At 70.3% G+C, this 26,607-nt stretch carries 23 protein-coding genes, 2 tRNA genes and 1 pseudogene; 15 read left to right on the forward strand and 11 right to left on the reverse strand.

The window, feature by feature from the left end:
• Nucleotides 1-30 precede the first annotated feature (30 nt).
• Both glmU and RCP38_RS04595 read right to left on the reverse strand, forming a co-directional pair.
• Nucleotides 31-1,518 (reverse strand): bifunctional UDP-N-acetylglucosamine diphosphorylase/glucosamine-1-phosphate N-acetyltransferase GlmU, encoded by a 1,488-nt coding sequence (gene glmU, locus RCP38_RS04590; RefSeq protein WP_308475830.1) that lies wholly within the window; start codon nucleotides 1,516-1,518, stop codon nucleotides 31-33.
• Between the two features lie 58 nt (nucleotides 1,519-1,576).
• Nucleotides 1,577-1,648: transfer RNA gene (locus RCP38_RS04595), tRNA-Gln, on the reverse strand.
• An 88-nt stretch (nucleotides 1,649-1,736) separates the two neighbouring features.
• Between RCP38_RS04595 and RCP38_RS04600 the strand changes: the two genes are divergently transcribed.
• The 3 genes from RCP38_RS04600 to RCP38_RS04610 are packed head-to-tail and all read left to right on the forward strand — an operon-like array spanning nucleotide 1,737 to nucleotide 6,940.
• The gene (locus RCP38_RS04600) at nucleotides 1,737-2,339 is read left to right on the forward strand and encodes a TetR/AcrR family transcriptional regulator (RefSeq protein ID WP_308477059.1); all 603 of its coding nucleotides are present in this window, start codon (nucleotides 1,737-1,739) and stop codon (nucleotides 2,337-2,339) included.
• Between the two features lie 47 nt (nucleotides 2,340-2,386).
• Nucleotides 2,387-6,046 (forward strand): transcription-repair coupling factor, encoded by a 3,660-nt coding sequence (gene mfd, locus RCP38_RS04605; RefSeq protein ID WP_373692497.1) that lies wholly within the window; start codon nucleotides 2,387-2,389, stop codon nucleotides 6,044-6,046.
• A gap of 6 nt (nucleotides 6,047-6,052) precedes the next feature.
• Nucleotides 6,053-6,940, forward strand: coding sequence for a nucleoside triphosphate pyrophosphohydrolase (locus tag RCP38_RS04610; RefSeq protein WP_308475834.1), 888 nt, complete (start codon nucleotides 6,053-6,055; stop codon nucleotides 6,938-6,940).
• A 25-nt stretch (nucleotides 6,941-6,965) separates the two neighbouring features.
• Here RCP38_RS04610 and RCP38_RS04615 read toward each other — a convergent pair whose 3' ends face one another.
• Nucleotides 6,966-8,483 (reverse strand): PPE family protein, encoded by a 1,518-nt coding sequence (locus tag RCP38_RS04615; protein WP_308475836.1) that lies wholly within the window; start codon nucleotides 8,481-8,483, stop codon nucleotides 6,966-6,968.
• Between the two features lie 134 nt (nucleotides 8,484-8,617).
• Here RCP38_RS04615 and RCP38_RS04620 point away from each other — a divergent pair.
• The 7 genes and pseudogenes from RCP38_RS04620 to RCP38_RS04650 form a co-directional block, all read left to right on the forward strand.
• Nucleotides 8,618-9,253 (forward strand): annotated as a pseudogene (locus RCP38_RS04620) (DUF2275 domain-containing protein); the annotation flags it as partial.
• A gap of 183 nt (nucleotides 9,254-9,436) precedes the next feature.
• On the forward strand, nucleotides 9,437-9,997 hold the full coding sequence (gene sigC, locus RCP38_RS04625) for an RNA polymerase sigma factor SigC (RefSeq protein WP_308477060.1): 561 nt from the start codon (nucleotides 9,437-9,439) through the stop codon (nucleotides 9,995-9,997).
• Nucleotides 9,998-10,129: 132 nt separating this feature from the next.
• Nucleotides 10,130-10,864, forward strand: a complete 735-nt coding sequence (locus RCP38_RS04630) for a lytic transglycosylase domain-containing protein (protein ID WP_308475838.1) — start codon at nucleotides 10,130-10,132, stop codon at nucleotides 10,862-10,864.
• 84 nt (nucleotides 10,865-10,948) lie between these two features.
• The gene (gene eno / locus RCP38_RS04635; RefSeq protein WP_308475840.1) at nucleotides 10,949-12,238 is read left to right on the forward strand and encodes a phosphopyruvate hydratase; all 1,290 of its coding nucleotides are present in this window, start codon (nucleotides 10,949-10,951) and stop codon (nucleotides 12,236-12,238) included.
• 19 nt (nucleotides 12,239-12,257) lie between these two features.
• A complete protein-coding gene (locus RCP38_RS04640) occupies nucleotides 12,258-12,902 on the forward strand; it encodes an FtsB family cell division protein (protein WP_308475842.1) in 645 nt (214 codons plus the stop codon).
• On the forward strand, nucleotides 12,895-13,386 hold the full coding sequence (locus RCP38_RS04645; RefSeq protein WP_308475844.1) for a DUF501 domain-containing protein: 492 nt from the start codon (nucleotides 12,895-12,897) through the stop codon (nucleotides 13,384-13,386). Before RCP38_RS04640 ends, RCP38_RS04645 begins: the two co-directional genes overlap by 8 nt.
• On the forward strand, nucleotides 13,377-14,345 hold the full coding sequence (locus RCP38_RS04650) for a Ppx/GppA phosphatase family protein (RefSeq protein WP_308475846.1): 969 nt from the start codon (nucleotides 13,377-13,379) through the stop codon (nucleotides 14,343-14,345). Before RCP38_RS04645 ends, RCP38_RS04650 begins: the two co-directional genes overlap by 10 nt.
• 5 nt (nucleotides 14,346-14,350) lie before the next feature.
• Here the strand turns inward: RCP38_RS04650 and RCP38_RS04655 are convergent, their stop codons facing one another.
• The 8 genes from RCP38_RS04655 to RCP38_RS04690 form a co-directional block, all read right to left on the reverse strand.
• A complete protein-coding gene (locus RCP38_RS04655; protein ID WP_308475848.1) occupies nucleotides 14,351-14,800 on the reverse strand; it encodes a DUF1942 domain-containing protein in 450 nt (149 codons plus the stop codon).
• 67 nt (nucleotides 14,801-14,867) lie between these two features.
• Nucleotides 14,868-15,551, reverse strand: coding sequence for a response regulator (locus RCP38_RS04660; protein WP_308475850.1), 684 nt, complete (start codon nucleotides 15,549-15,551; stop codon nucleotides 14,868-14,870).
• Nucleotides 15,548-18,076 (reverse strand): sensor histidine kinase, encoded by a 2,529-nt coding sequence (locus tag RCP38_RS04665; protein WP_308475852.1) that lies wholly within the window; start codon nucleotides 18,074-18,076, stop codon nucleotides 15,548-15,550. Before RCP38_RS04665 ends, RCP38_RS04660 begins: the two co-directional genes overlap by 4 nt.
• A 28-nt stretch (nucleotides 18,077-18,104) precedes the next feature.
• On the reverse strand, nucleotides 18,105-19,280 hold the full coding sequence (locus RCP38_RS04670) for a PPE family protein (RefSeq protein WP_308475854.1): 1,176 nt from the start codon (nucleotides 19,278-19,280) through the stop codon (nucleotides 18,105-18,107).
• A gap of 53 nt (nucleotides 19,281-19,333) precedes the next feature.
• Nucleotides 19,334-20,155, reverse strand: coding sequence for a PE family protein (locus RCP38_RS04675; RefSeq protein ID WP_308475856.1), 822 nt, complete (start codon nucleotides 20,153-20,155; stop codon nucleotides 19,334-19,336).
• 239 nt (nucleotides 20,156-20,394) lie between these two features.
• Nucleotides 20,395-21,642 (reverse strand): PPE family protein, encoded by a 1,248-nt coding sequence (locus RCP38_RS04680; protein WP_308475858.1) that lies wholly within the window; start codon nucleotides 21,640-21,642, stop codon nucleotides 20,395-20,397.
• 8 nt (nucleotides 21,643-21,650) lie between these two features.
• Nucleotides 21,651-22,889 carry a PPE family protein gene (locus tag RCP38_RS04685; RefSeq protein ID WP_308475859.1) on the reverse strand — a complete coding sequence of 413 codons (1,239 nt, stop codon included), beginning with the start codon at nucleotides 22,887-22,889 and terminating at the stop codon, nucleotides 21,651-21,653.
• Nucleotides 22,890-22,898: 9 nt separating this feature from the next.
• The gene (locus RCP38_RS04690; RefSeq protein WP_308475861.1) at nucleotides 22,899-23,198 is read right to left on the reverse strand and encodes a PE family protein; all 300 of its coding nucleotides are present in this window, start codon (nucleotides 23,196-23,198) and stop codon (nucleotides 22,899-22,901) included.
• Nucleotides 23,199-23,644: 446 nt separating this feature from the next.
• On the opposite strand from RCP38_RS04690, the gene RCP38_RS04695 reads away from it, so the two are divergent.
• The 5 genes from RCP38_RS04695 (at nucleotide 23,645) to RCP38_RS04715 (ending at nucleotide 26,602) form a co-directional block, all read left to right on the forward strand.
• Entirely contained in the window at nucleotides 23,645-23,950 is a 306-nt protein-coding gene (locus RCP38_RS04695) for a DUF732 domain-containing protein (protein ID WP_308475863.1), read from the forward strand.
• 57 nt (nucleotides 23,951-24,007) lie between these two features.
• Entirely contained in the window at nucleotides 24,008-24,481 is a 474-nt protein-coding gene (locus RCP38_RS04700; RefSeq protein WP_308475865.1) for a hypothetical protein, read from the forward strand.
• Entirely contained in the window at nucleotides 24,482-24,835 is a 354-nt protein-coding gene (locus tag RCP38_RS04705) for a hypothetical protein (protein WP_308475866.1), read from the forward strand. It begins immediately after the preceding gene.
• Nucleotides 24,836-24,879: 44 nt separating this feature from the next.
• A tRNA-Leu gene (locus RCP38_RS04710) sits at nucleotides 24,880-24,953 on the forward strand.
• Nucleotides 24,954-25,537: 584 nt separating this feature from the next.
• Complete coding sequence (locus tag RCP38_RS04715) at nucleotides 25,538-26,602, forward strand: YncE family protein (protein ID WP_308475868.1); 1,065 nt, start codon at nucleotides 25,538-25,540, stop codon at nucleotides 26,600-26,602.
• The last annotated feature ends 5 nt before the right edge of the window (nucleotides 26,603-26,607 follow it).

Here is a 26,607-nt window from a genome sequence, read left to right on the forward strand (position 1 = left end):
TCGCCTTCGACCGCCCCAACGCGATCAAGCTCACGATGATCGATCCGGTCGGTCGGCGTCGGCGGCCGTCTTCGCGGATTCGGCCGCGGCCGCGGCCGCGCTACCGGGCCGCTTGTGCGCCACCCAGTTCTCGATGTTGCGCTGCGGACCGGCCGACACCGCCAGCGCGCCCGGCGGCACGTCGTTGCGGACCACGGTTCCCGCACCGGTGTAGGCCCCGTCGCCGATGGTGACCGGTGCGACGAACATGGTGTCCGAGCCGGTGCGCACGTGCGAGCCGACGGTGGTACGCCGCTTGGTCTGCCCGTCGTAGTTGACGAAGACGCTGGACGCGCCGATGTTGCTGTGCTCGCCGATGTCGGCGTCGCCGACATAGGTCAGATGCGGCACCTTGGTCCCGGTCCCGATGGTCGAGTTCTTGGTCTCGACGAACGCCCCCAGTTTGCCCTCGGCGCCCAGCACCGTGCCCGGCCGCAGATAGCTGAACGGCCCGACGGTGGCCCCGGCGCCGATCGACGACGAAGTGGCGTGGGTGCGGATCACCGAGGCGTGATCGCCCACGGTGACGTCGCTCAGGGTGCTGTCCGGACCGATCGCGCAGTGCGCGCCGATCACGGTGCGGCCGAGCAGTTGAGTCCCGGGTGCGATCGTGGTGTCGCGCCCGATGGTCACGTCGACGTCGATCCAGGTGGTGGCCGGGTCGACGACGGTGACCCCGGCGCGCTGGTGCGCGGCGATCAGCCGGCGGTTGAGTTCGCCGGCCAGATCCGACAGTTGCACGCGGTCGTTGACGCCGGCGACCAGGGCCGCGTCGTCGACGTGGCGGGCGTGCACCACCTGACCGTCGCCGCGGACGATGCCGATCACGTCGGTGAGATAGAGCTCGTGCTGGGCGTTGTCCGATCCCAGCCGGCTCAGCGCGGACCGCAGCGCGGCGATGTCGAAGGCGTACACACCGGCGTTGACCTCGCGGATCTCGCGCTGGGACTCGGTGGCGTCGGCCTGCTCGACGATCGCGGTGACTTCACCGTCCTGGGTATGCAGGATCCGGCCGTAACCGGTGGGGTCGGCCAGCGTGGTGGTCAGCACGGTGACCGCCGCCGGCGCGGCGCGATGGGTGTCGATCAGCGCCTGCAGGGTGGTGGTGTCCAGCAGCGGGATGTCGCCGGAGGTGACCACGACGGTGCCGCTGAAGTCCGCCGGCAGCGCCGACAGTCCGCACAGCACCGCGTGGCCGGTGCCCAGTTGCTGGTCCTGCAGCGCGATGTCGATGGGGAAGTCCAGTGCCTGCGCCAGTTCGGCGACCGGGCCGGTGATGCGTTCGTGGGCGTGCCCCAGCACCACCACCAGGTGACGGGGGCCGACGCCGGCGGCCGCGCGCAGGCAGTGCGACAACATGCTGCGCCCGCCCAGCTCGTGGAGCACCTTGGGGGTATCGGAGACCATTCGGGTGCCGGCCCCGGCCGCCAGGACGATGACGGCATCTTGGGGCGAGCGTGCGTGTTTGTGCGTGGACACGCCGCCTAGCCTGTCACTCTGCGCACGTTCGCGGCAAAGACTGCGGTAAAACCATGAGCTCCGTCGCCAGGACTCGAACCTGAACTATCTGAACCAAAATCAGAGGTGCTGCCGATTACACCACGACGGATCGGTGTTCGCCCTGTGACTCTAATGCAAAGGACTACCCTGGTCGCGTGGCTGGTCTGGACAAAGACGGTCGGGCGCCGCGCGCCCGGATGACCGGGAGCGAGCGTCGTCACCAACTCATCGACGTCGCCCGCTCGTTGTTCGCCGAACGCGGCTATGAAGGCACCTCCATCGAGGAGATCGCGCAGCGCGCCAACGTGTCCAAACCCGTGGTGTACGAACACTTCGGCGGCAAAGAGGGCCTCTACGCGGTGGTGGTCGACCGCGAGATGTCGGCATTGCTGGACGGCATCACCACCTCGCTGACCAAGGCCACCAACAACCAGTCCCGGTTGCGGGTGGAGCGGGTCGCGCTGGCACTGCTGACCTACGTCGACGAGCACACCGACGGTTTCCGCATCCTGATCCGGGACTCCCCGGCGTCGATCAGCTCCGGTACCTACTCCACCCTGCTCAACGACGCGATCAGCCAGGTGTCGTCGATCCTGGCCGGGGACTTCGCCAAGCGCGGCCTGGATCCCGAGACGGCGCCGCTGTACGCCCAGGCGCTGGTCGGTTCGGTGTCCATGACCGCCCAGTGGTGGCTCGACGTGCGCGAACCCAAGAAGGAAGTGGTGGCCGCGCACCTGGTCAACCTGTGCTGGAACGGGTTGACCCATCTGGAGCCCGACCCCGACCTGCACGACGTATAGCGCCTGCACCGCAACGCAAATCGGGGCCGTCGGGCGCACCGCTTAGAATTGCCCGCATCATGACCGCACCGGGGCCCGCACCTGTCCACACCCCGATCGCGGGGCTCGTCGAGCTGGCGTTGAGCGCGCCGGCGTTCACCGAGATCATCGAGCGGGCCGGTGACCCACCCGCCGAACTCGCGCTGGTCGGCCCGGTTGCGGCCCGCCCGTTCGTCGCCGCCGCCCTGGCCCGGCAGACCCCGTTGCTGGTGGCCACCGCCACCGGGCACGAGGCCGACGACCTGACCGCCGAGCTGCGCGGCGTGTACGGCGACACGGTGGCGCTGTTCCCGTCCTGGGAGACCCTGCCGCACGAACGGCTCTCGCCGGGGGTCGACACCGTCGGCGCCCGACTGCTGTTGCTGCGCCGGCTGGCCCGGCCCGACGACGCCCGGCTGGGACCGCCGCTGCGGGTGGTGGTGACCACCGCCCGCTCGCTGCTGCAACCGATGACCCCGCAACTGGACTCGATCGAACCGGTGCTGCTGACCGTCGGCGACGAGACCGCGTTCGAGGCGGTGATCGCCCGCCTGGTCGAGCTGGCCTACACCCGGGTGGACCTGGTCGGCAAGCGCGGCGAGTTCGCGGTGCGCGGCGGCATCCTCGACCTGTTCCCGCCCACCGCCGAGCATCCGGTCCGGATCGAGTTCTGGGGCGACGAGGTCACCGAGATCCGGCCGTTCTCGGTGGCCGATCAGCGGTCCATCCCCGAAGTCGAGGTGGGCACCGTGGTCGCGGTGCCCTGCCGGGAGCTACTGCTCACCGACGAGGTCCGGGCCCGCGCGGCGGAACTGGCCCGCGACCAGCCGCAGACCGACAACGCCGTCACCGGCACCGTCGGCGACATGCTCGCCAAGCTCGCCGAGGGCATCCCCGTCGACGGCATGGAGGCCCTGGGACCGGTGCTGCGGCCCGGACCGCAGGCACTGCTGACCGATCAGCTCGCCCCCGGCACCCCGGTGCTTCTCTGCGATCCGGAGAAGGTCCGCGCCCGCGCCGCCGACCTGATCAAGACCGGCCGGGAATTCCTGGAGGCGTCCTGGTCGGTCGCCGCGATCGGCGGGGAAGCCCCGATCGACATCGAACAGCTCGGCGGCTCGGGTTTCCGGGAGCTCGCGGCGGTCCGCGAGGCCGCGCAGGCGGCCGGGCATCCGTGGTGGACGCTGAGTCAGCTGCCCGACCCCGAGGCGATCGAACTCGAGGTGCGCGCGGCACCGTCGGCCCGCGGACGGCAGCGTGACATCGACGAGATCTTCGCCATGCTGCGGGCGCACATCGCCACCGGCGGACGCGCCGCCGTCGTCACACCCGGTGTCGGTACCGCCCGCCGGGTGGTCGAACAGCTCGCCGAATCCGATACCGCGGCAACACTTTTGGAGTCCGGTACCGCGCCGCAGCCCGGGGTGGTCGGGGTGCTGGCCGGGCCGCTGCACGACGGCCTGGTGATTCCGGGCGCGAACCTGGTGATCGTCACCGAAGCCGACCTGACCGGCAACCGGGTCAGCGGCCCGGAGGGCAAGCGGCTGGCCGCCAAACGCCGCAACGCCGTCGACCCGCTGGCGCTGAACGCCGGCGACCTGGTGGTGCACGATCAGCACGGCATCGGCAAGTTCGTGGAGATGACCGAGCGCACCGTGGGTGGGGCGCGCCGGGAATACCTGGTGCTGGAGTACGCCTCCGGCAAGCGCGGTGGCGCCGCGGGCACCGACAAGCTCTACGTGCCGATGGACTCCCTGGACCAACTGTCGCGCTACGTCGGCGGGCAGGCCCCGGCACTGAGCAAGCTCGGCGGCAGCGACTGGGCCCAGACCAAGACCAAAGCACGCAAGGCGGTCCGGGAGATCGCCGACGAACTCGTCGCCCTCTACGCCAAACGCCAGGCCGCGCCCGGCCACGCGTTCGCCCCGGACACCCCGTGGCAGGCCGAGATGGAGGATGCGTTCGGGTTCACCGAGACCATCGACCAGCTCACCGCGATCAGCGAAGTCAAGGCCGATATGGAAAAGCCGGTCCCGATGGACCGGGTGATCTGCGGTGACGTCGGCTACGGCAAGACCGAGATCGCGGTGCGCGCCGCGTTCAAAGCCGTCCAGGACGGCAAGCAGGTCGCGGTGCTGGTGCCCACCACACTGCTGGCCGATCAGCACCTGCAGACGTTCAGCACCCGGATGGCCGGCTTCCCGGTCACCGTCAAGGGGCTGTCGCGGTTCACCGACCCGAGCGAGTCCAAGGCCACCGTCGACGGCCTGGCCGACGGTTCGGTGGACGTGGTGATCGGCACCCACCGACTGCTGCAGACCGGGGTCCGCTGGAAGGATCTCGGGCTGGTGATCGTCGACGAGGAGCAGCGGTTCGGCGTCGAGCACAAGGAACACATCAAGGCGCTGCGCAGCCACGTCGACGTCCTCACCATGAGCGCCACCCCGATCCCGCGGACCCTGGAGATGAGCCTGGCCGGCATCCGGGAGATGTCGACCATCCTCACCCCGCCCGAGGACCGCTACCCGGTGCTGACCTATGTCGGCGCGCACGACGACAAGCAGGTCGCCGCGGCACTGCGCCGCGAACTACTGCGCGACGGGCAGGTCTTCTACGTGCACAACCGGGTCAGCTCCATCGACGCCGCGGCCGCCCGGGTGCGGGCACTGGTGCCCGAGGCGCGGGTGGTGGTCGCGCACGGCCAGATGCCCGAGGAGATGCTGGAGACCACGGTGCAGGGCTTCTGGAACCGGGAGTACGACATCCTGGTCTGCACCACCATCATCGAGACCGGCCTGGACATCTCCAACGCCAACACGTTGATCGTCGAACGCGCCGACACCTTCGGGCTGTCCCAGCTGCACCAGTTGCGGGGCCGGGTGGGGCGTAGCCGGGAACGCGGCTACGCCTACTTCCTCTATCCGCGGGAGACCCCGCTGACCGAGACCGCCCACGACCGGCTGGCCACCATCGCCCAGAACAACGAACTGGGCGCCGGGATGGCGGTGGCGATGAAGGACCTGGAGATCCGCGGCGCCGGCAACGTGCTGGGTGTCGAGCAGTCCGGGCACGTGGCCGGCGTCGGTTTCGACCTGTATGTGCGGCTGGTCGGCGAGGCCGTCGAGGCGTACCGGGCGGCGTTCAACGGCGAGACCGTCACCACCGAAGAGGTCAAGGACGTCCGGATCGACCTGCCGGTCGATGCCCACCTGCCGCCGGAGTACATCAATTCCGACCGGCTGCGGCTGGAGGCCTACCGGCGGTTGGCGGCCGCGCCCGACGAGGCCGCGGTGCGCGCCGTGATCGACGAGCTCACCGACCGCTACGGGCCGCTGCCCGAACCGGCGGGCCGACTGGTGGCGGTGGCCCGGCTGCGGTTGCTGTGCCGGGCGGCCGGTATCACCGAGGTCGCCGCGGCCTCGGCCACCACACTGCGGCTGTCCCCGATGACGCTGCCGGACTCCGCGCAGCTGCGGCTCAAGCGGATGCACCCGTCGGCCGGATACCGCGCCACCACCGCCACCGTGCAGGTGCCGATCCCGCGGGTCGGCGGTGCCGGCGCGGCGGTGGGGGCCCCGCGGATCCGCGATGTGGAACTGGTGCAGATGGTGGCCGATCTGATCACCGCGTTAGACGGCAAACCGCAGGTCCGCATCGACGTCGCCGACGCGGCGCCGGCAGTACCGTAGGCGACGATGACCGTCGTCCTTCTCGACCCTCGTCGGCCGTCGCTGATACCGGTGGAAGCACTCGCGCTGCTCACCGGTGACGTGATCTACACCGAGGAGCTACCGATCGCGGTGCCCTGGGCGCTGCCGTCCGCGCGATCGGCGCTCAGCGGCGCCGACGGTCCGGTGCTGTTGTCCTCGGATCGCGATCATCCCGTCGTCGTCGCCCGGCTGGCGGCCGGTGAAACGCTGATCGCCGTCCCGGAGCCACCGGCAGGGGAGCGGCTGATCGACGCGGTCGCCGTCATGGACCGACTCCGGACGTCCGGGCCGTGGGAGAGCGAGCAGACCCACGACTCGTTGTGCCGGTTCCTGCTGGAGGAGACCTACGAGTTGCTGGACGCGGTCCGCGGCGGCGACGCCGACGAACTCTGCGCCGAGCTGGGGGATCTGCTGTTGCAGGTGCTGTTCCACGCCCGCATCGCGCAGGACGCGCGAGAGCATCCGTTCGGTATCGACGACGTCGCCGACGCGCTGCTGCGCAAGCTCGGCAATCGGGCTCCGGCCGTGCTGGCCGGGGAAGAGGTCTCACTGGACCAGCAGGTGGCGCAGTGGGAGGAGCGCAAGGCTAGCGAAAAGCGAGCGAAACGGTCCACCGACTCCATCCTCGACGACCTGCCGACCGCACAGCCGGCCTTGGCGCTGGCCAGCAAGGTGCTCAAACGGCTCGCCCGCGCCGGCGTGCCGGCCGACCTGATCCCCGAGGCGGTCACCACCGTCACCATCGCAGCAGGTGGTAACGCCGAGAACGATTTGCGCACAGCGGTTCTGGAGTTGATGGATACCGTGCGCTCCGTTGAGAAGTCGATCATCGGCGAGCCCACCGAAGCGCAGTGGCGTGCGCACTGGCCGTAGCGCGTCACGCCGAAACCGAGCCGAATCAGCGGGCGTCCTCGCCCCAACCGCCCGGCAGCATCGGAACCCGCGGCGCGGTGTCGAGCCCGTCGCCGGCCAACACGGTGACCCCGGCGGCCCGTCGACCGGTGTCGACGGCGGTGCCGGCGAAGCCCAGCGGGCCGGCACCGGTTTCCGAGGCGGCCGCGGCGGGCTCATGCGGCGGTCCCCAGTCCGGCGTCACGCCGACGTTCATATCCATGTACTCGTCGCCGAACCCGCGCTGCTGGGCGCGCCGGCGACGCCGCCGCTGCTGCGCCGACGCCTGCGCGGTGGCCTCGCCGGGGGCGTCCTGGCCTTCCGTGGCGTCTTCGTCGGCTTCCCGGGACCGGCGCGCGCTGCCCGAGCGCCGCGCCGACGACGACGCGCTGCTCACCAGGTACAGGCACGACGTCGGCCCGAACCCGACGCCCGGCCCGCCGCCCGCCGCGCCACCGGCCGGCATCCCCGCACCGGCGGCCGCCGGAGCCGTCGGCCCGGCCGAGGAGATCGGCTCGGCACAGGTGCAGATCTCGGCGCCCGCCGGCACCGGGACGCTCGCGGACAGCGGAAGGCCGACGCCCACCGGCACCGGCATCGCGGGAACCGGGTCAGGGGTCGATGCCACCGCAGCACCGATCACTCCCAGCGTGCCCAGCCCCGCCGCAGCCGCCAACACGGGCGCGGCGGCCATCACGATCGGGATCGCCATCGTCAAGGCCATCTGCCCCAACGGCCACATCAGCATCAGGGTGTGGAACGTGAACCAGCCCAGGGCGCCGGCCAGGATCGGCGACATCCCCGGGATCTGCACCAGCATCTGGGTCACCGCGCTGGCGAACGGGAACGCCTCGATCGGATAGCCGTCGACACCCAACTGCGCCCACAGCCACTTGGCCACCGGGTCCGCAAAACCCATGTTGAATTCGGTGATCAGGTCCTTGAGCTGTTGCTCCCAGCTCACCGTCGTGTCGGCCGCACTCCCCGGCGCCACGATCGGCGGTGCGGGCGTCGGTACCGGCACCGCGGCCAGCGCGGCGCCCGCGGTGCCCTGATAGACGGTCATCATCTCCGCGGCCTGGATCCACATCCGGGCGTAGTCCGCCTCGTTCAGGGCGATCGGGATGGTGTTGACGCCGAAGAAGTTCGTCGCGACCAGCGTCGCGTGCACGGCATGGTTGGCGGCGAGCTCGGCCAGCGTGGGCATGCCGGCCAACGCGGTGAGGTAGGCCGCCGCGGCACTGTGGTGCAGGGTGGCCGCCGTGGTGCTCTTGGCCGCGCTGTCGGCCAGCCAGCTCAGGTACGGGCCGTGTGCGGCCGCGTACTGCTGGGCGCTGGGACCCTGCCAGGCACCGGCCTCGACCCCGGCCAGCACCGCGTCGAGCTCGGCCGCCACCTCGGCGTATTCGGCGCTCATCGCCGACCATGCCGCCGCCGATTCCAGCAACGGACCAGGACCCGGCCCCGCGCTGAGCAGCGCCGAGTGCACCTCCGGCGGCGACGCCAGCCAGACCGGTGCGGTCATCGAACACCCATCCTTCCCGAGCTTCCGCGCTTCTTCGATCTTGTTCGGTCAACCAATGGTCGTGCCGCAGTCCGGTTTGGTTCCCGTCCGACCGGATCTTTGTTTCCGGGCACCGAATGAGCGACGATGTCGGCATGCGGTGCGAGGTGGTCCGGGAGACGCTGTCGTCGTTGCTCGACGGCGAGCGACAGGAGTTGCCCGCGCAGCAGGTCGACGCGCATCTGGCATCATGCCGCAGTTGCCGGCGCTGGCTGGTCGGGGCCGCGGCGCAGGCCCGCCGGCTCACCGAACTCGAGGCCGGAACCGGCAACGATGCGGGTCCTGACCTGGCCGCGCAGATCCTGGCGGCCGCCGGGGTGACATCGGTCACCACCGAGGCGCCGGCCGGCGGGCGGTGGTCGCAGTGGGGGATGTGGCGGCCGGCCCTGATCGCGGTCGGAATCCTGCAGGTGGCGATGGCGGTGGTGCAGATCGCCGGGGTGGACTTCGGCATGGTGTCGGCGCACGGGCACGGACACGGGGCCGCCACCGGAGCGCATTTGCTGCATGAGTCCACCGCATGGCTGCTCGCACTCGGCGGCGCGATGATCGCGGCCGGTATCTGGCCTGTTGTCGCGATCGGTGTGCTCGCGATAACCGGGGTATATGCGCTGGCTCTGGGTGGCTATGTGGCCATCGATGCCTACCACGGTCAGGTGACGGCGGCGCGGATCGCCAGTCATCTGCCGATTCTCGTCGGGCTGGTGTTCGCTTTGCTGGTGGTCCGTCAGCGTGGTGGTGGCACGGGCCTGCGCCCGGCGCGCGACGACGCCGACGGTGCGGCGGTCGCGGGGCTCGCACCGGCGACCGCCGGCCGGACGAAGCGCCGTCATCTGCGGTCGGTCGACGGTCCCACCGGTTCTACGACCATGCGTCGTAATGGTGCGGCGGCGTCCCGACTAAGGTGGGCTTCCATGGCGGGAACCGATCGGGTCGACGACGACGTCGTCACCGCGCTCGCCGTCGCCGCGGCCGCCGGGGACACCCGCGCGCTGGAGGCGTTCATCAAGGCCACCCAGCGCGACGTCTGGCGTTTCGTGGCCTACCTGTTCGACGGCGGCAGTGCCGACGATCTCACCCAGGAGACGTTCCTGCGGGCCATCGGCGCCATCCCGCGATTCGCCGGGCGGTCCAGTGCCCGCACCTGGCTGCTGGCCATCGCCCGACGGGTGGTCGCCGATCACATCCGCTACCTCAGATCGCGACCGCGCACCGCACCCGGCGCCGATCCGGAGTTGCTGCTCGATCGCGACCGGCCCGCCCGCGGCTTCGAGGACGTCGTCGAGGTGAACGCGTTGATCGCGGGACTCTCGGCCGATCAGCGCGAAGCGCTGCTGCTGACCCAGTTGTTCGGCCTGTCCTATCACGATGCCGCGGCGGTCTGCGGTTGCCCGGTGGGCACCATCCGGTCGCGGGTCGCCCGAGCGCGCGACGCACTGCTGGCCGATCCCGACCTGGGTGAACTGACCGGTTAGTCCGGTCGATCCGACCGAATCGGTGCTGGTGGTACCCGGTTTTTCGGGGCGGCGATCCGGCGGCGGCGGTCAGGATTTCAGCGGTCGTGGAACGATGGACGCAAAAGCATTGGTCTGAGGTTGGGGAGAACGGTGTCGGCGCTACGTTGGCTGCGGACGGCCGCCGTCGTGGGCGCGACGGCCGTGTTGCTGGCGTCCAGTTGCAGCTGGCAGCTCGGCAACCCCATCCCGCAGGGGGTGCCGCCGCCCCCGGGTGATCCGGTTCCGCCGGTGAAGACCTACGGGGTGGCCGGCCGGCCCGCCGACCAATTGGCGCAGTGGGCCGCCGAGCGGGCGCCGATGCTGGGGATCCCGGTCACCGCGCTGGAGGCCTACGCCTACGCCGCCCGGGTCGCCGAGGTGGAGAACCCCGGCTGCCGGCTGGGCTGGACCACGTTGGCGGGCATCGGCCAGATCGAAAGTCATCACGGCCACTACAACAACTCCACGGTGGCCCGCAACGGCGATGTGCGCCCCAAGATCCGTGGGGTCCGCCTCGACGGCTCCGGCGGCAATCTGCACATCGTCGAGGAGGTGCAGCCCGATCTGGCCGACGACGACGGCGTCGTCCGCGCCATGGGGCCCATGCAGTTCATTCCGCAGACCTGGCGTCTCTACGGCGTCGACGCCAACAACGACGGCATCATCAGCCCGGACAACATCGACGACGCCGCGCTGTCGGCGGCCGGATACCTGTGCTGGCGCGGCAAAGACCTGTCCACCCCCAAGGGCTGGATGACGGCCTTGATGGCCTACAACGAGTCGGAGATCTACGCCCGCGCGGTCCGCGATTGGGCCGCCGCGTACGCGGCCGGACGCCCACTGTGACACGCCCGTTGCGCAGCATGGTTAGGCTCCCCATTAGCCAATAGGCCAACCCAGGCCCGCCCCACCCAGCTCAAGGAGAAGTCAGTGCCCATCATCCAGCAGGTCGGCGCCCGCGAAATCCTCGATTCCCGCGGCAACCCCACGGTCGAGGTCGAGGTCGCGCTGGAGGACGGCACGTTCGCCCGGGCCGCGGTGCCCTCGGGCGCTTCCACCGGTGAGCACGAAGCCGTGGAGCTCCGGGACGGTGGCGCCCGCTACGGCGGCAAGGGCGTGCAGAAGGCGGTCACCGCGGTGCTCGACCAGATCGCCCCGGCGGTGATCGGGATCAGCGCCGACGACCAGCGACTGGTGGACCAGGCACTGGTGGACCTCGACGGCACCCCGGACAAGTCCCGGCTGGGCGCCAACGCCATGCTCGGGGTCTCGCTGGCGGTGGCCAAGGCGGCCGCGGACTGCGCGGCCCTGCCGCTGTACCGCTACCTGGGCGGTCCCAACGCCCACATCCTGCCGGTGCCGATGATGAACATCCTCAACGGCGGCGCGCACGCCGACACCGGTGTCGACGTCCAGGAGTTCATGGTGGCCCCGATCGGCGCCCCCAACTTCGCCGAGGCGCTGCGCTGGGGCGTCGAGGTCTACCACTCGCTCAAGTCGGTGCTCAAGAAGCAGGGTCTGGCCACCGGCCTCGGTGACGAGGGCGGCTTCGCCCCCGACGTCGCCGGCACCACCGCCGCACTGGACCTGATCAGCACCGCCATCGAGGCCACCGGCCTGAAGCTGGGCTCCGACGTCGCGCTGGCCCTCGACGTCGCGGCCACCGAGTTCTACACCGACGGCACCGGGTACGCCTTCGAGAAGCAGAACCGCAGCGCGGCGCAGCTCGCCGAGTTCTACGCCTCGCTGCTCGACAGCTACCCGCTGGTCTCCATCGAGGACCCGCTGTCCGAGGACGACTGGGACGGCTGGGTGGCGCTGACGTCGGCGATCGGCGACCGGGTGCAGCTGGTCGGCGACGACCTGTTCGTCACCAACCCCGAACGCCTCGAGGACGGTATCGAGCGGGGCGCGGCCAACGCGCTGCTGGTCAAGGTCAACCAGATCGGCACCCTGACCGAAACCCTGGATGCGGTGACGCTGGCCCACAACAGCGGGTACCGCACCATGATGAGCCACCGCAGCGGTGAGACCGAGGACACCACCATCGCCGACCTGGCGGTCGCGGTGTCCAGCGGCCAGATCAAGACCGGTGCCCCGGCCCGCAGCGAGCGGGTGGCCAAGTACAACCAGCTGCTGCGGATCGAGGAGGAGCTCGGCGACGCCGCACGTTACGCCGGCGAACTGGCCTTCCCGCGGTACGCGCCGGAAAGCAAGTAGCAGCCGGGGGCGGCTGGTAATGCCCGATCCGAAGCGGCCGGACGCCAAGCGGCGTGCCGCGACGTCGCGGCCGGGTCGGGCCGGCGAGAACGGGCGTGCCCGCCCGCGCCGGTCTCCCGCGGTCCGCCGCGGGACGGGCGGTGCCCGCACGACGCCGTCCTCGCCGGTCGGTGCCGTCAAGCGGGCGCTGGCAGCCGCCACCGAGCAGAGTTCGGAGCTGCGGGTCGGCTCCACCGCACGGCGGGCGGTGATCCTGGCGGCGGTGATGTGTGTGCTCACGCTGACCGTCGCCGGGCCGGTCCGCACCTTCTTCGCCCAGCACGCGGAGATGAAACAGCAGTCCGAATTGGAGAGCACCCTGCACCGCCAGATCACCGACCTGCAGCAGCAGAAGGCCAACCTCGACGACCCCGCGCACATCCGGGCGCAGGCCCGCCAGCGGCTGGGCTTCGTGATGCCCGGCGAGATCCCGTATCAGGTCCAGCTGCCCGGGCCGGTGGAGGTGGAGGCGGAACCCGGCGCCGAGGCGCTGATCGCCCCCAGCGGTGACCCCTGGTACACGTCGTTGTGGCACACCATCGCCGACGCCCCGCATCCGCCGCCCGCCGAACCGGCGCCCGCGGGCCCGCCGGCGCTCCCGGTCCCGGTGGTGCCCGGTGGTTGATCCCGCAGACCTGGAAGCGGTGGGCCGGCAGTTGGGTCGCGAACCCCGCGGCGTCCTGGCGATCGCCTACCGCTGCCCCAACGGCGAACCGGCCGTGGTGAAGACGGCGCCGAAGCTGCCCGACGGCACACCGTTTCCCACCCTGTACTACCTGACCCACCCGGTGCTGACCGCCGCGGCCAGCCGACTGGAGTCGTCCGGGCTGATGGCCGACATGAGTGAGCGGTTGCGGCACGACCCCGAACTGGCCGCCGCCTACCGTGGCGCCCACGAATCCTTTCTGGCCGAACGGGATGCGATCGAGCCGCTGGGCACCACGTTCTCCGGCGGGGGGATGCCCGACCGGGTGAAGTGCCTGCACGTGGTGATCGCGCACTCGTTGGCGAAGGGCCGCGGCGTGAACCCGTTCGGCGATGAGGCGCTGGCGATCCTGGCCGCCGAGCCGGCGATGGCCGGGATCCTGGTGCCGGAGCAATGGCGCTGACGCCGACGGGACGGGTCGCCGGAATCGACTGCGGCACCAACTCGATTCGCCTGCTGATCGCCGACGTCGACGCATCCGGACGGCTTCGCGACGTGCATCGGGAGATGCGCATCGTCCGGTTGGGGGAGGGCGTCGACGCCACCGGGCGGTTCGCGCCCGCGGCGCTGGAACGCACCCGCGTCGCGCTGACCGATTACGCCGAACTGATGGCCGCACAAGGTGTTTCGCGGCTGCGGATGGTGGCCACCTCGGCCACCCGCGACGCGGCCAACCGTGACGAGTTCTTCGCGATGACGGCGCAGGTGTTGGGGCGGGTCGTCGCGGGTGCGGTCGCCGAGGTGATCACCGGCGAGCAGGAGGCGCAATTGACCTTCCGCGGTGCGGTGGGTGAATTGGACGCCGCCGAAGGGCCGTTCGTGGTCGTCGACCTCGGTGGCGGGTCCACCGAGGTGGTGCTCGGCGATCCGGTGGCGGGAGTGTCGGCCGGCTTCTCCGCCGACGTGGGGTGTGTCCGGATCACCGAGCGGTGCCTGCACTCCGATCCGCCGACCGCGCCGGAGATCGCCGCCGCCCGCGCCGTGGTCCGCGAACTGCTCGCCGAAGCTCTGGCGGCGGTCCCGGTGCAGCACGCCCGCACCTGGGTGGGGGTGGCGGGCACCATGACGACACTGTCCGCGCTGGCGCTGGATCTGGACGAATACGACTCGGCCGCAATACATCTGTCACGAATCACGCTGTCCGAACTCACCGCGCTGTGCGATCGGCTCATCGCGATGACCCGAGCGCAGCGGGCCGCGCTGGGCCCGATGCACCCCGGCCGCGTCGACGTCATCGGCGGCGGGGCGATCGTGGTGCAGGAGCTGGCCCGGTTCCTGGCCGATCGTGCCGGGATCGACGAACTGGTGGTCAGCGAGCACGACATCCTGGATGGCATCGCGCTGTCGATCACCGCCCGCTAGCGGGATCAGTGCTTCCAGACGACCTTGTCGTGGCCACCGGCGTCGCGGTAGACGACGCTGTCCGGGGCGGTGCCGTTGCGGACGTCGAAGTACAGGCGGCCACTGGTCTGGCTGCCGGCCGGGATCGGTGCGTTGGGCAGACCGTCGATCTCGTTGCCCTTCATCACCGCGAACGTCGAACTGTTGACGGCCCGGGCGTTGAAGTCGCCGATGTTCGGGGTGGGCGTACCGCTGACCGCGCGGGCCGTCACGTCCGAATACCAGATTCCGTCGTTGTGACCGCTGGGCTGAAGATCGGTGACGGTGTAGTCGATGGCCCCGCCCGGGCTCTGAATCTCTTGCGTCTGGCCGAATCCGACGACTTGCGGGTCGGCAGAAGCGGGCGCCGCCACCAGTAGACCCGCTGTCGCGAGCCCCGCTGCGGCCGTCGTCTGGGCGATCGTGGAGAACTTCACGGTAATACTCCTTCCGCTGGGTCCTGGGGGCATATCCCCACCGGCGGACTCTCAAACACCCAGGGGGCTAAACCTCGAAGCGGTAACCCATTCCGGCTTCGGTCAGCAGATGCCGGGGGTTGGACGGATCGTTCTCGAGTTTGCGCCGCAGTTGCGCTAGATAGACCCGCAGATACTGGGTTTCCTTCGCATACGCCGGACCCCACACCTGGGTGAGTAACTCGTCGCGGCCGACCAGCTTGCCGCGGTTGCGCACCAGCATCTCCAGCATCCCCCATTCGGTGGGGGTCAGGTGCACCTCACGGGAGTCCTTGGTGACCTTCTTGGCGGCCAGATCGACGGTGAACGAGGCGGTTTCGATGATCGGCTGGTCGACTTCGTTGCCGGCCGCATTGCGCCGGGCGGCCGCCCGCAACCGGGCCAGGAACTCGTCCATCCCGAACGGCTTGGTCACGTAGTCGTCGGCGCCGGCGTCGAGGGCCTCCACCTTGTCGGTGGAATCGGTGCGCGCGGACAACACGATCACCGGCGCGGTCAGCCAACCGCGCAGTCCGGCCAGTACCTCGATGCCGGAGATGTCGGGCAGTCCCAGATCGAGGATCACCACGTCGGGGCGCTGTTCGGCCGCAGCGCGCAGGGCGCCGGCGCCGGTCGCGGCGGTGACGACCTCGTAACCGCGCACCGACAGGTTGATCTTGAGTGCCCGCAGAATCTGCGGCTCGTCGTCGACTACCAGTACCCGCGTGCTCATCCGTTCTCCCCCGCCGGTGCGGCCAGATCCACCACCATGGTCAATCCGCCGCCCGGTGTCTCTGTCGCCGAGATGGTGCCGCCCATCGCCTCGGTGAAACCTCGCGCCACCGACAGGCCCAGCCCGACTCCGCTGGTGTTGTCGCGATCGCCGAGCCGCTGGAACGGGTCGAACACGTGCGCCTCGCCGCCGGGCGGCAGCCCGCGACCCTCGTCGGCGACGTTGATCAGCACCCGATCGCCGACCCGGCCGGCCGTCACCCGGACCACCGAATCGGAGGCATAGCGCAGCGCGTTGTCGATGACGTTGGCCAGGACGCGTTCCAGCAGACCGGCGTCGGCCATCGCCACGGTGGGGCCGACCTCGACCTTGACCTGCTCCAGGCCGCCGCGGCCGAAGATGCTGCTGCGCTTGCCGATCCCGACCAACGCGCGCTGCACCACCTCCTCCAGGTAGACCTTGGTCAACTCGGGCCGTACCACCCCGGCCGCCAGCCGTGAGGAATCCAGCAGGTTGCCCACCAGGTCGGTGAGCTGATCGACGGACTCTTCCACGGTGGCCAGCAGCTCGGCGGTGTCGTCGGGGGAGAAGGCGACATCGTCGGCGCGCAGGCTCGACACCGCCGCCTTGGCCGCCGCCAGCGGGGTACGCAGGTCGTGGCTGACCGCCGACAGCAGCGAGCGGCGCAGTTCGTCGGTGCGCATCAGGGCGTCGGCCCGGCCGGCTTCGGCGGCGAGTTCCTCCTGCCGGACCAGCCCGGCGGCCTGGCGCGCCACCACCGACAGCACCCGGCGGTCCCGGGACTCCAGTTGCCGGCCGACCATCAGCATCCAGAACTCGTCGTCGCCGACGTCGATCGAGGTGTCGGCGAGATCGACGGAGGTACACGGCATCTCGCCGACCGAGGCGACCACTTTGGGAACCGGGGGGACGCCGGGTGCCGCGGCGCCGCCGGCGACGCGGACCAGACTCACCGCGCGCTGGGCGTAGGTCTCGCGGACGCGTTCCAGCAGGGTCTCCAGGTCGGCGCCGCGCAGCACCGACCCGGCGAACAACGTCATCAGCTCCGCCTCGCGGGAGGCCAGGCCGGCTTCGCGGGCCCGTTTGGCCGCGCCGTCGACCAGCACCGCCACCGCGACGGCCACCAACAGCAGCACGACTTCGGTTACCGCGGCGTCGGTTTCGGCGATGGTGAAATCGCGGCGCGGCGCCAGCAGGAAATAGTTGAGCAGCACCCCCGACAGCAGCGCGGACAGTACCGCCGGCCCGATCCCGCCGAGCAACGCCACCAGCAGCACCCCGATGAGGAACAACGAGCTGAGCCCGGTGTCGAGGTAGCGGTCCAGCAGTCCCGTGGTGATCGCGCACATCAGGCAGGGGACGACGACCGCGGCCAGCCAGGACACCGCCCGCCGTTCCCGGGGGGAGACCGCGAACGCCCGGAAGTTCGGTTTGGCGTCTTCGTCGGTGACGATGTGCACGTCGATGTCGCCGGACTGCTGCACCACCGCGGCGCCGACGCCCTCGTCGAGGATGCGGGCCCACCGGGAGCGCCGTGAACTGCCGATCACCAATTGGGTGGCGTTGACGTCCCGGGCGAAGGCCAGCAACGCATCCGGCACGTCGTCGCCGATCACGGTGTGTAGCGAGGCGCCCAAGCTGATCGCCAACTGGCGCAGCTTGCCCACCCAGGGGGCGGCGGCGCCGGAGTGGCCGTCGTCGCCCAGCACGTGCAGCACCAGCAACTCGCCACCGGCCTTCGAGGCGATCCGGGACGCCCGGCGCACCAGGGTCTCGGATTCGGGGCCGCCGGTCACCGCGGCGACGATGCGTTCCCGGGCCTCCCAGGTCTGCGTGATGTTCTTGTCGGCGCGGTAGCGGGTCAGCGCCGCATCGACCTGGCCGGCCAGCCACAACAGCGCCAGTTCCCGCAATGCGGTCAGGGTCTCGCCGCGGAAGTAGTTGGCCAGCGCCGCGTCGACCTTCTCGGGCGGATAGACGTTGCCGTGGGAGAGCCTGCGGCGCAGTGCTTCCGGTGCGACGTCGATGAGTTCGATCTGCGCGGCCCGGCGCACCACCGCATCCGGGACGGTGTCGTGCTGGGCGGTTCCGGTGATCTTGGCGACGACGTCGCGCAGGCTCTCCAACTGCTGCACGTTGACCGTCGAGATCACCGTGATCCCGGCGGCGAGCAGTTCGTCGACGTCCTGCCAGCGTTTCGGATTGCGGGCACCGGCGGCATTGGTGTGGGCGAGATCGTCGACCAGTGCGACCTGGGGGCGGCGGGCCAGCACCGCGGCGACATCGAGTTCGCCGGCCGGGTCGCCGAGGATCTCGATGCCCTGCAGCAGTTCGGCGGTCTTGCTGCGGCCGTGCGTCTCGACCGCGGCGGCGACGACGTCGGTGCCGCGTTCGGCACGCCGGTGGGCCTCGCCGAGCATCGCGTAGGTCTTGCCCACCCCGGGCGACGCCCCGAGATAGATACGCAGCTCGCCGCGACGGCCGGGCCGGCTCAGCACACTCACCAGACCATCATCGCGGCAACCGTCGTGATCAGCCAGCGACGACAGGCCGCACCATCACGGTCGGCTTGAATCCGTACCGCGGGTTGCTCAGCCCGGCGCCGCTGCGGCCGGCCGAGGCCACGCCCGGCATTCCGGCACCCACGGTGTTGACCCGGCTGGGTTCTTCGGCCTCGGTCCAGCCGTGACTGACCAGGGTGGCGTTGCTCTCGGGGATCGCGGCCGCCGTCGTGGGGACCGCGGCCGGCCAGGTCTGCGGCACCGACAGCCCGCCCACCGGGGCGGCCTTGCCGACGCCGGCCAGCACCGGAGACCCGCCGGCGGCTCCGGCCGGGGCGCTCACCGAGTTCACAAACAACGGCGACACCGCAGCCTCGGCCGCGGGGCCGTGCGCGATCGCGATCGCGCTGGCGATACCGGCGAACATGTGCCAGGCACCGGCGTTGCTCAGCGCCGAACTGTAGGTCTGCACGCCGTTCCAGATCCCGATGTTCTGTGTGGAGCCGATGAACTCGGACAGGAAGTCGGTGATACCGCTGGCCGCTGGTTGCGACGCTGCGGCAGGGGCCGCCAGGGACTGCAGGGCCGAGGGCAGTCCGGACACCAACTGGGCCAAGTCGTTCTGGGCGCCGCTCGCCGATGCCTGGGCGACCGCCGCACCCTGGCCGGCGATCCCGGCCGGGTTGGTGCCGGGGGCCGGGGTGTCCAACGGCTGCAGCACACCGGCCAGCGACGACGACGCCGCGTAGCCGTACATGGCGATGGCGTCCTGCGCCCACATCTCGGCGTACTGGGCTTCGACCGCGGCGATCGCCGCGGTGTTGAGGCCCAGGAAGTTCGTCGCCACCAGCGTCGCGAACTGCGTCCGGTTGGCGGTCACCACCGCCGGTGGCACCGTCATCGCGAACGCCGCCTCGTAGGCGGCGGCCGAGGCCGACGCCTGCGCCGCGGCGTGTTCGGCCGCCGCGGCGGTGCTGTTCAGCCAGGCCAGGTAGGGCTGCGCGGCGGTGGCCATCGCGGTGGCCGCCGGTCCCCGCCACTCCTCGCCGGTCAGTCGTGAGATCACCGATTCCCAGGCGGCCGCGGTGGTGGCCAACTCGGCGCCGAGCGAGTTCCACGCCGTGGCGGCGGCGGTCATCGGCGCGGACCCGGCACCGGTGTACATCCGGGCGGAGTTGATCTCCGGGGGCAGTGCTGCGTAATCCATGTCGTGGACGTCCGTTTTCGCTAGTTCGAAGTCGGTAGAGGAGTCGGTCGCGGCTAGACGATCGGCTTACGCGGCATTACGACGGGTTTGACGCCGTACCGCGGCCGACCGAACCCGGGGCCGCCGCGATCCGACGACGCGACCGCTGGTGCCCCGGCCGGGACCGTGGTGGCGCCGTGTGCCTCGGTCTCGACTGGGCCGGTGGCGACCAACGGGCGCGCCGGGGTCGCCGGTTCGGGTTCGGCGGCCCAACCAGACGGTGCGGGCAGCTTGTTCGCCGGGCCGCCCTGACCGGCGGCCGCAGCCACCGGGCCGGCCCCGGCGGCGGGTGTGCTCGACGCCATGAGCGTGGCGTCGCTGACGCCCTCGACGTGGTGGACGACACCGGACGGATTGGTGATGAAACCGGTGCCCAGGCCGGTGAATGCGGAGGTGGCCGAGCCGACGTTGGTGGCCTGCATGGCGGCCAGGATGGCTCCGTTGCTGGCCAGGGTGCCCAGCCCGAACGTCGGGTCGACGGCGGCACCGGTACCGGCGTCCCCCAGGCCGGTCGCGGTACCCAGCCCCGCCGCGGCCGGGGCGGCCGCCGCCGAATTGGCGGTCTCGGTCTCGCCGTAGGAGTCGGCGCTGACCCGCAGGGTGTGGATGAACATCTCCTGCATGGCCGCGGCCTGCGCGCTGATCTGCTGATACAGCGTGCCGTAGGCGGAGAACTGGGTGGCCTGCAGGGCGGAGACCTCGTCGGCGGCGGCTGGGGCGAGTCCGGTGATCGGGCCGGCTGCGGCTGCGTTCTGGGCGTTCAGCGCTGCGGCGATGGTCTGCAAGTCCCCGGCCGCCAGGGACAGTGCCTCCGGGCGGGTGGTCAGGAACGACATGACAGCTCCTTGTGCGATACCAGCCGGCCCCCGGCGGGGCGCGGTCAACGCTCCATGGTTTCGGCCCGGCCCTCGAACTTCAGGGGTCGTTAACGAGTTCTTTACGGCCTCGCGCGGATTATTGACGGTTTGCTTTCAGCCCTCGCCGGCGTCGACGGGGGCCGCCGGGAACGGGAAGACCCGGTGCAGCCCCCTCCGCTGCACCGGGTCTTCCGGGTCTCTGCGGGAGATGAGCGGTGCTAGCCGGCGACCACGGGCCGGGCCATCACGGTCGGCTTGAACCCGTAGCGCGGGGTACCCAGGCCGAAGCCGCCGCGCTCGGCGCCCAGCGGTACTCCGCCGGGCATGGCCGCCATGGATTCGATCTCCTCCGGGGCCGCCGACCAGCTGCTGGCCTGCAATGCGGCGGTGTCCACCCCGTCCACACCGGTGGGGACCGCCGCGGCCCACGCCGCCGGCGCGGATAACTCACCGACCAGGGTGGCCTGGCCGACGCCCGCCGTCACCGCCGGTGCGCCCGCGGTGAACGCCGACGCCGCCCCGCCGCCGAGCGCCCCGAGACTGCTCAGCGGACCTCCGGGTGCCAACAGTGCGCCGATACCGGCGCCGGCCGCACCACCGCCGAGGGCGTTGAAACCGCCGCCGGAGAAGAAGGTCGTCATGGTCGGGATCAAGCTCGCCGGCGTGAACGCCGCCGAGGTCCCGAGGAAGCTCATGCCGCCGTTGAGGGGATAGGTCACCAGTGACACGGCGCCGTTGATCGATGCGTTCCGGCCGATCGCCTCGAACAGCCCGGCCAGCGTGGGCGGGGGCATGCCGGCATCGGCGGGGCTCGGCGCAGTCAGGGTCTGCAGGGTGTTCGGCAGCGACGAGATCGCCTGCGCGGTCTGCGCGGTGTTGCCGGCAGCGGTGCCGTTGGCCTGGCTGACCGCCGCCGCCTGGCTGGCCGTGCCATCGGGATTGGTGGTCTGGTTGGGTTCGTTGAACGGCGACACCTTGGTGGCCGTCGCCGAGGACGCGGCGTAGCCGTACATGACGTCGGTGGCCTGGGCCCACATCTGCATGTACTGGGCGTCGGCGGCCATGATCGCCGCCGAGTTCTGGCCGATGACGTTGGTGGCCACCAGTTGCTTCTGCTGGACACGGTTGGCGGTGATCATCGCCGGGGGAGGGGTCGCCGAGTGCGCCGCCTCGAAGGCGGCCGCCGCGGCGGTGGCCTGGGTGGCGGCCTCCTCGGCTTTGGTCGCGGTGTCGGTCAGCCAGGCCAGGTAGGGCTTGGTGGCGGCGGCCATGGACACCGACGCCGGACCCATCCACTCGTCGTCGACGAGTCGGGTGATCGTGGTCTCGCAGGAGGTCAGGGCCGAGGAGATCTCGGCGGCCAGCCCGCGCCAGGCGGAGGCGACGGCCATCATCGGCGCCGAACCCGGTCCGGCGTACAGGCGCCCGGAGTTGATCTCCGGTGGCAGGGCTGCGTAGTCGATCATCGTTGCTCCTAGACCACCATCGGCTTGGGCATGAATTTGGGACGGAACCCGTAGCGCGGCGTGCCGTAGTTCATCCCGGGACGCCCCATCCCGGCCGGAACCGGCGGCGGCACCGAGGCCATGTTGTTGTGGGTCTCGGAGGGGACCGCCCAACCGCCGGGACCGCTGGTCACGGCCGCGGCGCCGGGAGTGGCGGCCGCCCAGCCGGCCGGCGCCGAGAACGACGTCCCGACCAGGGAGGCCTTCCCCATGGCGGCCGTGACGGCCGGGGTGACCGAACTGACCCCGAAGGCACTGGCGGCGCCGCTCGAGAGCCCGCCGCCGAGCGCGCCGAGGGCGCCGAGGGCACCGCCGGGGCTCAATGCCGCGCCGAGACCGCTGCCGAGCGCACTGCCGCTGGCGGCGTTGAAGCCCCCGCCGGTCATGAAACCGATGAGGCTGGGCAGCAGGGCCGAGGGGATGAACGCCGCACCGGTGCCCGCGGTGTTGAACAGGTTGTACAGCGGGGTGCCGAACATGTAGGCGAAGCCGTTCACCGTGTCGTTGTAGAGGAAGTCGATGATCGGCTGGATCCAGTCGGTCGAGGCGGCCGGTGAAGCCATGCTCTGCAGCGCCGACGGCAGGGTCGAGATCATCTGGGCGGTCTGCGCGGTGCTGTTGGCGGTGCTGCTGCCCCCGGCCTGAGCGACCGCGGCGCCCTGGGCGGACAGCCCGGCCGGGTTGGTGTTCTGGGCCGGTTCGCTGAACGGGGTGACCTGCGACGCGGTGGCGGACCCGCTTGCGTAGCCGTACATGGCGGCGGCATCCTGCGCCCACATCTGCGCATAGTGGGCGTCGAGGGCCGCGATCGCCGGGGTGTTGATCCCCAGGATGTTGGTCGCCACCAGCGCGGCCTGCTGCACCCGGTTGGTGCTGACCGCGGCCGGGGGCACCGTGGCGGCCCGCGCCGTTTCGAACGCGGCGGCCGCGGAGGTGGCCAGTGCCGCGGCCTGCTCGGCCAGTGCGGCGGTGTCGTTCATCCACGCGATGTAGGGGGCTGCGGCGCCGGCCATCGATGCCGACGCCGAACCGAGCCACTCCTCGCCGGAGAGCTGGGAGATCACCGTCTCATAGGAGTGGGCCGCCGACGCCAGTTCCGCGGCCAGGCCCCGCCATGCGGCGGCCGCGGTCATCATCGGCGTCGATCCCGGCCCGGTGTACATCCGCCCGGAGTTGATCTCGGGGGGCAGGGCTCCGTAGTCCAGCATGACGTCCGCCTAGCTCGCCGCGGCCGCGTTCGCGGCCTCCGTGGCCGCGTACGACTCGGCGCTGGTCTTGAGGGTGGCCACGAACATCTCGTGAATGGCCGCAGCCTGGGCGGCGACCGTCTGATACAGGCCGGCGTGTGCGGCGAACTGCGCTGCGGTCAGCGCTGAAACCTCGTCGGCGGCGGCGGGCACGACCCCGGTGGTCGGCGCGGACGCTGCGGCGCTCTGGGCGTTGAGTGACGCGCCGATCGCCTGCAGGCTGCCGGCGGCGGACGCCAGGGCCTCGGGCTGAGTGGTCACGAACGACATGGTCTTCTCCTCACGGAAGTCGGTGTCGAACCCGCTTCCGTACAACACAGTCGCGTATCGGGGGGAGAATGTGAAAGCTCTTTAACCGCTTATTAACCCAGGTGTCGGAACTCTTTACATGCGATGTCCGGCGGCGGGACATATCGTGTGACGGCCGCCATCGTCCGGGGCGGGGTTGTAACTTCACGTTACGCACGTCGGTGAAGTATCTGGTTGCCGCCGAATGGATTTCACCGGTGCATAGGTCGGTCGCGCACGTACCGATGCATCAGAACATGTTGGGAGTCAGTGGTATACGGATTTTCGTGTGATCAGCGGTCGACGGTTGTGCGGAGCCGGGGCGGCCCGGCGCTGTGAGCATTCGGTAATGCCGAATTAACAGGCCGATCCGGCCGAGTAAACGGTCCGTAACGTGCCTTTAACGAACGCTCAGCAGACTACGAGCCATGAAACGGTTACTGCTGCTGGCGGGCACCACCGCCGCGCTCGGTCTGGCGGCCCCCGTGCACGCCGAACCGGTCGGCAGTGACGCTGCATTCCTCACCGAGTTGACCGGCGCGGGTCTGAGTCACCGCGGCTCGGATCAGGTGGCCATCTCGGCCGGCCACTCGGTCTGTCAACTGATGGACGCCGGGCTGACCCCGATGGACACCGTGGTCGCGGTCCAGACCACCAACCCCGGCTTCACGCTGCAGCGCGCCGCCGAGTTCGCCCGGATCGCGGCGCAGAACTACTGCCCCGAGCACGCCTGACCCCGGCTGTCGCTGCCGGCATTGCCGGGCGTTGACTTTAAAAGTATTTTTGATGTCATGGACGTGTCGTTCTCGGACCTGCAGCTGCGGGGCAAGGCCACGGTCGAGGCCTGGCTGGGTACGTCGGCGGGTCGCCCCCTGCTGGTACGCCGCCGCGATGCCGAAGACCTAGTGCTGATCACCGCCTCACGTGCCGCCCAGGCGCGCGAAGCGTCGTCGGCGACCGCACGACTGTTCGTCGCGCTGGTGCAGCAGAATGCTCACGTTCAGGAGCTGATGGCCGATGTCATTCCCCAGGTGTTTCCCTGGGTGGATTTCCTCTCACGTGACGAGGCGCGCCAATTCACCGCTGAGCTGGTGTCGACGATGAAAGCGGCAGAGTCGATCGACAATCCGGCGCCGGTGGCCCAGGTGATCGAAGCCTGGCGGCACACCGCCGAGGTGCTGGCGGATCCCGAACTCGCGGCGGTGCTTTCAGCGCCCAGCGAGGAGGACTTCGGCCCGGTGCCGGAGCCGGGAGTCCGCAGATAGGTGGCGCCCAAGCGTGGGGATCGTGTTGCGCCGCCTGCGGGCCATGACGAATGGGAGCTTCGGTTCGCCACCGGCGAGGCAGTCAAGGGCTGGGATGCGCTGTGTCAACAGGCTCCGGCCAACACCGCGACCGCGTGGCGCGAGCTTCGTGCACGTGTGCAGCGGCCGGCGCCGACCAGTCGGCATCATCAGCTCAAGGGCCGACTGGCCACTGCGACTCATCGCGGCATTGAGATGGAGCAGTGGCAATACGAGGTGACGGCCGCCGGCCGAATCTGGTACCTGGTCGATACCGTCAGTCGCACGTTGTGGCTCAAGCACGCCGGGCCCGGTCATCCAAAGAGCACCGAGTAGCCGGCCGGCGGTGACCGAAGCGCCAGTACGCTCTGAGCTGCAACGCCCCCATAGCCCAATTGGCAGAGGCAGCGGACTTAAAATCCGCCCAGTGTCGGTTCGAGTCCGACTGGGGGCACCCAAGAATCCCGGCGCGTACATCGTCCCCGTGGCTACCCGCGGCCCGACGCGCCACCCCGCATCGCAACGGTCGGCAACCGCTCCGGTGGTAGTGCCGCCGGATTGCAGGCCGGGGTCGGATAGCCAGCCGCGGCCACGGGAGCCGACGGGCCGAGCATGGCGTCGCAGGCCGCCCGGGTTCCCGCTGGTTAGGGCGCTGCGGCGGCGCCTGCATACCTGTCGTTCGGAAAAATTGCAAGAGTTCTGTGACCTGTGCCGCGTAATTTCACACCGATCCTTCTTAATTTCTTATTCAACGCTAATAGCGGCCGGGGTCGCAGGTTGCGAGTTGATGAATATTGCGAGGTAGTGATGGGTATTAGCGGTTGCTGGACGCTGTCGGATCGAGCGATATCGACGGATGTCGCATGGGGCTGATGGGATTTGTCTGCGACCTCGCTCACAATAATTACGTCATTTTCCAGTTACGCGGAATTCACCGCTAGGATCAACCGGACGCCCCGTCCCGGCGCCCGGTCTGCACTTCGGTTGCAACGCGGTAGCTGCGGGGGAGCGTGGGCGATGACGATACGAACCGGATAGATGCGAACTGTGGTCGATGGGAGCGATGTGGGCGACGTGCAGGCAGATAGGGCGGCCAACTCGGCAACGCGCGCCGTCACCAGTGTGGCCTTGAATCGCGGCCCCATCGGGGGCGTGGCGGTCACCGCGGACGGCACGCGATTGCTGGCCACCAACTACGGCGACGACACCGTCTCGATCATCGACACCGCCAGTTGTCGCGTCGTGAGCACCGTCTTCCATGCCGACGAGCCGTTCGCGATCGCCGCGGGTCCGGCCGGTACCGGATGGGCCTACGTGACCGCCGGTTCGACCGCGCTGGACGCCGTGCTGGCGATCGACGTGGACACCGCCGAGGTCACCGGCTGTTATCCGGTGGCCATGGACATCGGTTACCTGGTCGTGGACCCGACCAGCACCCGCGTCTACCTGACCCGCACCGGTTCCTCCGGCGTCGACGTGCTGGCACTGGACGCGGCCATGCGGCCCGTGGGCTCGGCGGCGGTATCCGGCCGCACCGGTGCGGCCGCGGCCGGCCTGCGCATCAGCGCCGACGGTCAGCGGCTTTACGCGGCCGTCCGTCAGCCCGGCGGCGACATCGTCACCGTGCTCGACCGTGAACTCAACGTCATCGACACCGTCCGGGTCGGCGCGACCATCGTCGACGTCGCCATCAGCCCCGACGGTGCCCGCCTGCACATCGCGACGTGCGGTGCCGACGGTCGTGGCGCCGTTCACGTCGTCGACACCCGCAGCCACGCCGTGAGCTCCAGCCGCACCATCGAGGCCCAGCTGATCCAGTTGATCGCCAGCCGCGACGGTCTGCGGGTCTACCTGGTGACCTCCGACGGTGTGCTGGTGGTGTGCGCCCGCACCAACGAGACCCTGGAGACCTTGACCGGGATCGGCGAGCCGTCCTGCGCGGTGGAGAGCCCGGACGGCAGCAAGCTCTACGTCGCCGGTTTCGACGGCACCGTCCGGGTCGCCTCGCTGGCCGATCTGCCGGCGTCCTCGGAATCGCTGCACGAGCAACTCGAGCTCGACGATGCCGTCAGCCGGATGCTGCAACTGCAACCCGCCCTCTGACCCGC

The organism is Mycolicibacter sp. MU0083, from assembly GCF_963378075.1.
GTDB classification, from domain to species: Bacteria; Actinomycetota; Actinomycetes; order Mycobacteriales; family Mycobacteriaceae; genus Mycobacterium; species Mycobacterium kokjensenii.

Bases quoted from the DNA above. Each gene is read 5' to 3' on its own strand.
- RCP38_RS04695 (WP_308475863.1), top strand. From the start codon at position 23,645: ATGAAACGGTTACTGCTGCTGGCGGGCACCACCGCCGCGCTCGGTCTG.
- RCP38_RS04615 (WP_308475836.1), bottom strand. From the start codon at position 8,483: ATGACCGCACCGGTCTGGCTGGCGTCGCCGCCGGAGGTGCACTCGGCG.
- RCP38_RS04685 (WP_308475859.1), bottom strand. From the start codon at position 22,889: ATGCTGGACTACGGAGCCCTGCCCCCCGAGATCAACTCCGGGCGGATG.
- RCP38_RS04660 (WP_308475850.1), bottom strand. From the start codon at position 15,551: ATGAGCACGCGGGTACTGGTAGTCGACGACGAGCCGCAGATTCTGCGG.
- RCP38_RS04715 (WP_308475868.1), top strand. From the start codon at position 25,538: ATGCGAACTGTGGTCGATGGGAGCGATGTGGGCGACGTGCAGGCAGAT.
- RCP38_RS04680 (WP_308475858.1), bottom strand. From the start codon at position 21,642: ATGATCGACTACGCAGCCCTGCCACCGGAGATCAACTCCGGGCGCCTG.
- RCP38_RS04640 (WP_308475842.1), top strand. From the start codon at position 12,258: ATGCCCGATCCGAAGCGGCCGGACGCCAAGCGGCGTGCCGCGACGTCG.
- RCP38_RS04650 (WP_308475846.1), top strand. From the start codon at position 13,377: ATGGCGCTGACGCCGACGGGACGGGTCGCCGGAATCGACTGCGGCACC.
- RCP38_RS04690 (WP_308475861.1), bottom strand. From the start codon at position 23,198: ATGTCGTTCGTGACCACTCAGCCCGAGGCCCTGGCGTCCGCCGCCGGC.
- RCP38_RS04610 (WP_308475834.1), top strand. From the start codon at position 6,053: ATGACCGTCGTCCTTCTCGACCCTCGTCGGCCGTCGCTGATACCGGTG.
- RCP38_RS04700 (WP_308475865.1), top strand. From the start codon at position 24,008: ATGGACGTGTCGTTCTCGGACCTGCAGCTGCGGGGCAAGGCCACGGTC.
- RCP38_RS04675 (WP_308475856.1), bottom strand. From the start codon at position 20,155: ATGTCGTTCCTGACCACCCGCCCGGAGGCACTGTCCCTGGCGGCCGGG.
- sigC (WP_308477060.1), top strand. From the start codon at position 9,437: ATGGCGGGAACCGATCGGGTCGACGACGACGTCGTCACCGCGCTCGCC.
- RCP38_RS04600 (WP_308477059.1), top strand. From the start codon at position 1,737: ATGACCGGGAGCGAGCGTCGTCACCAACTCATCGACGTCGCCCGCTCG.
- RCP38_RS04670 (WP_308475854.1), bottom strand. From the start codon at position 19,280: ATGGATTACGCAGCACTGCCCCCGGAGATCAACTCCGCCCGGATGTAC.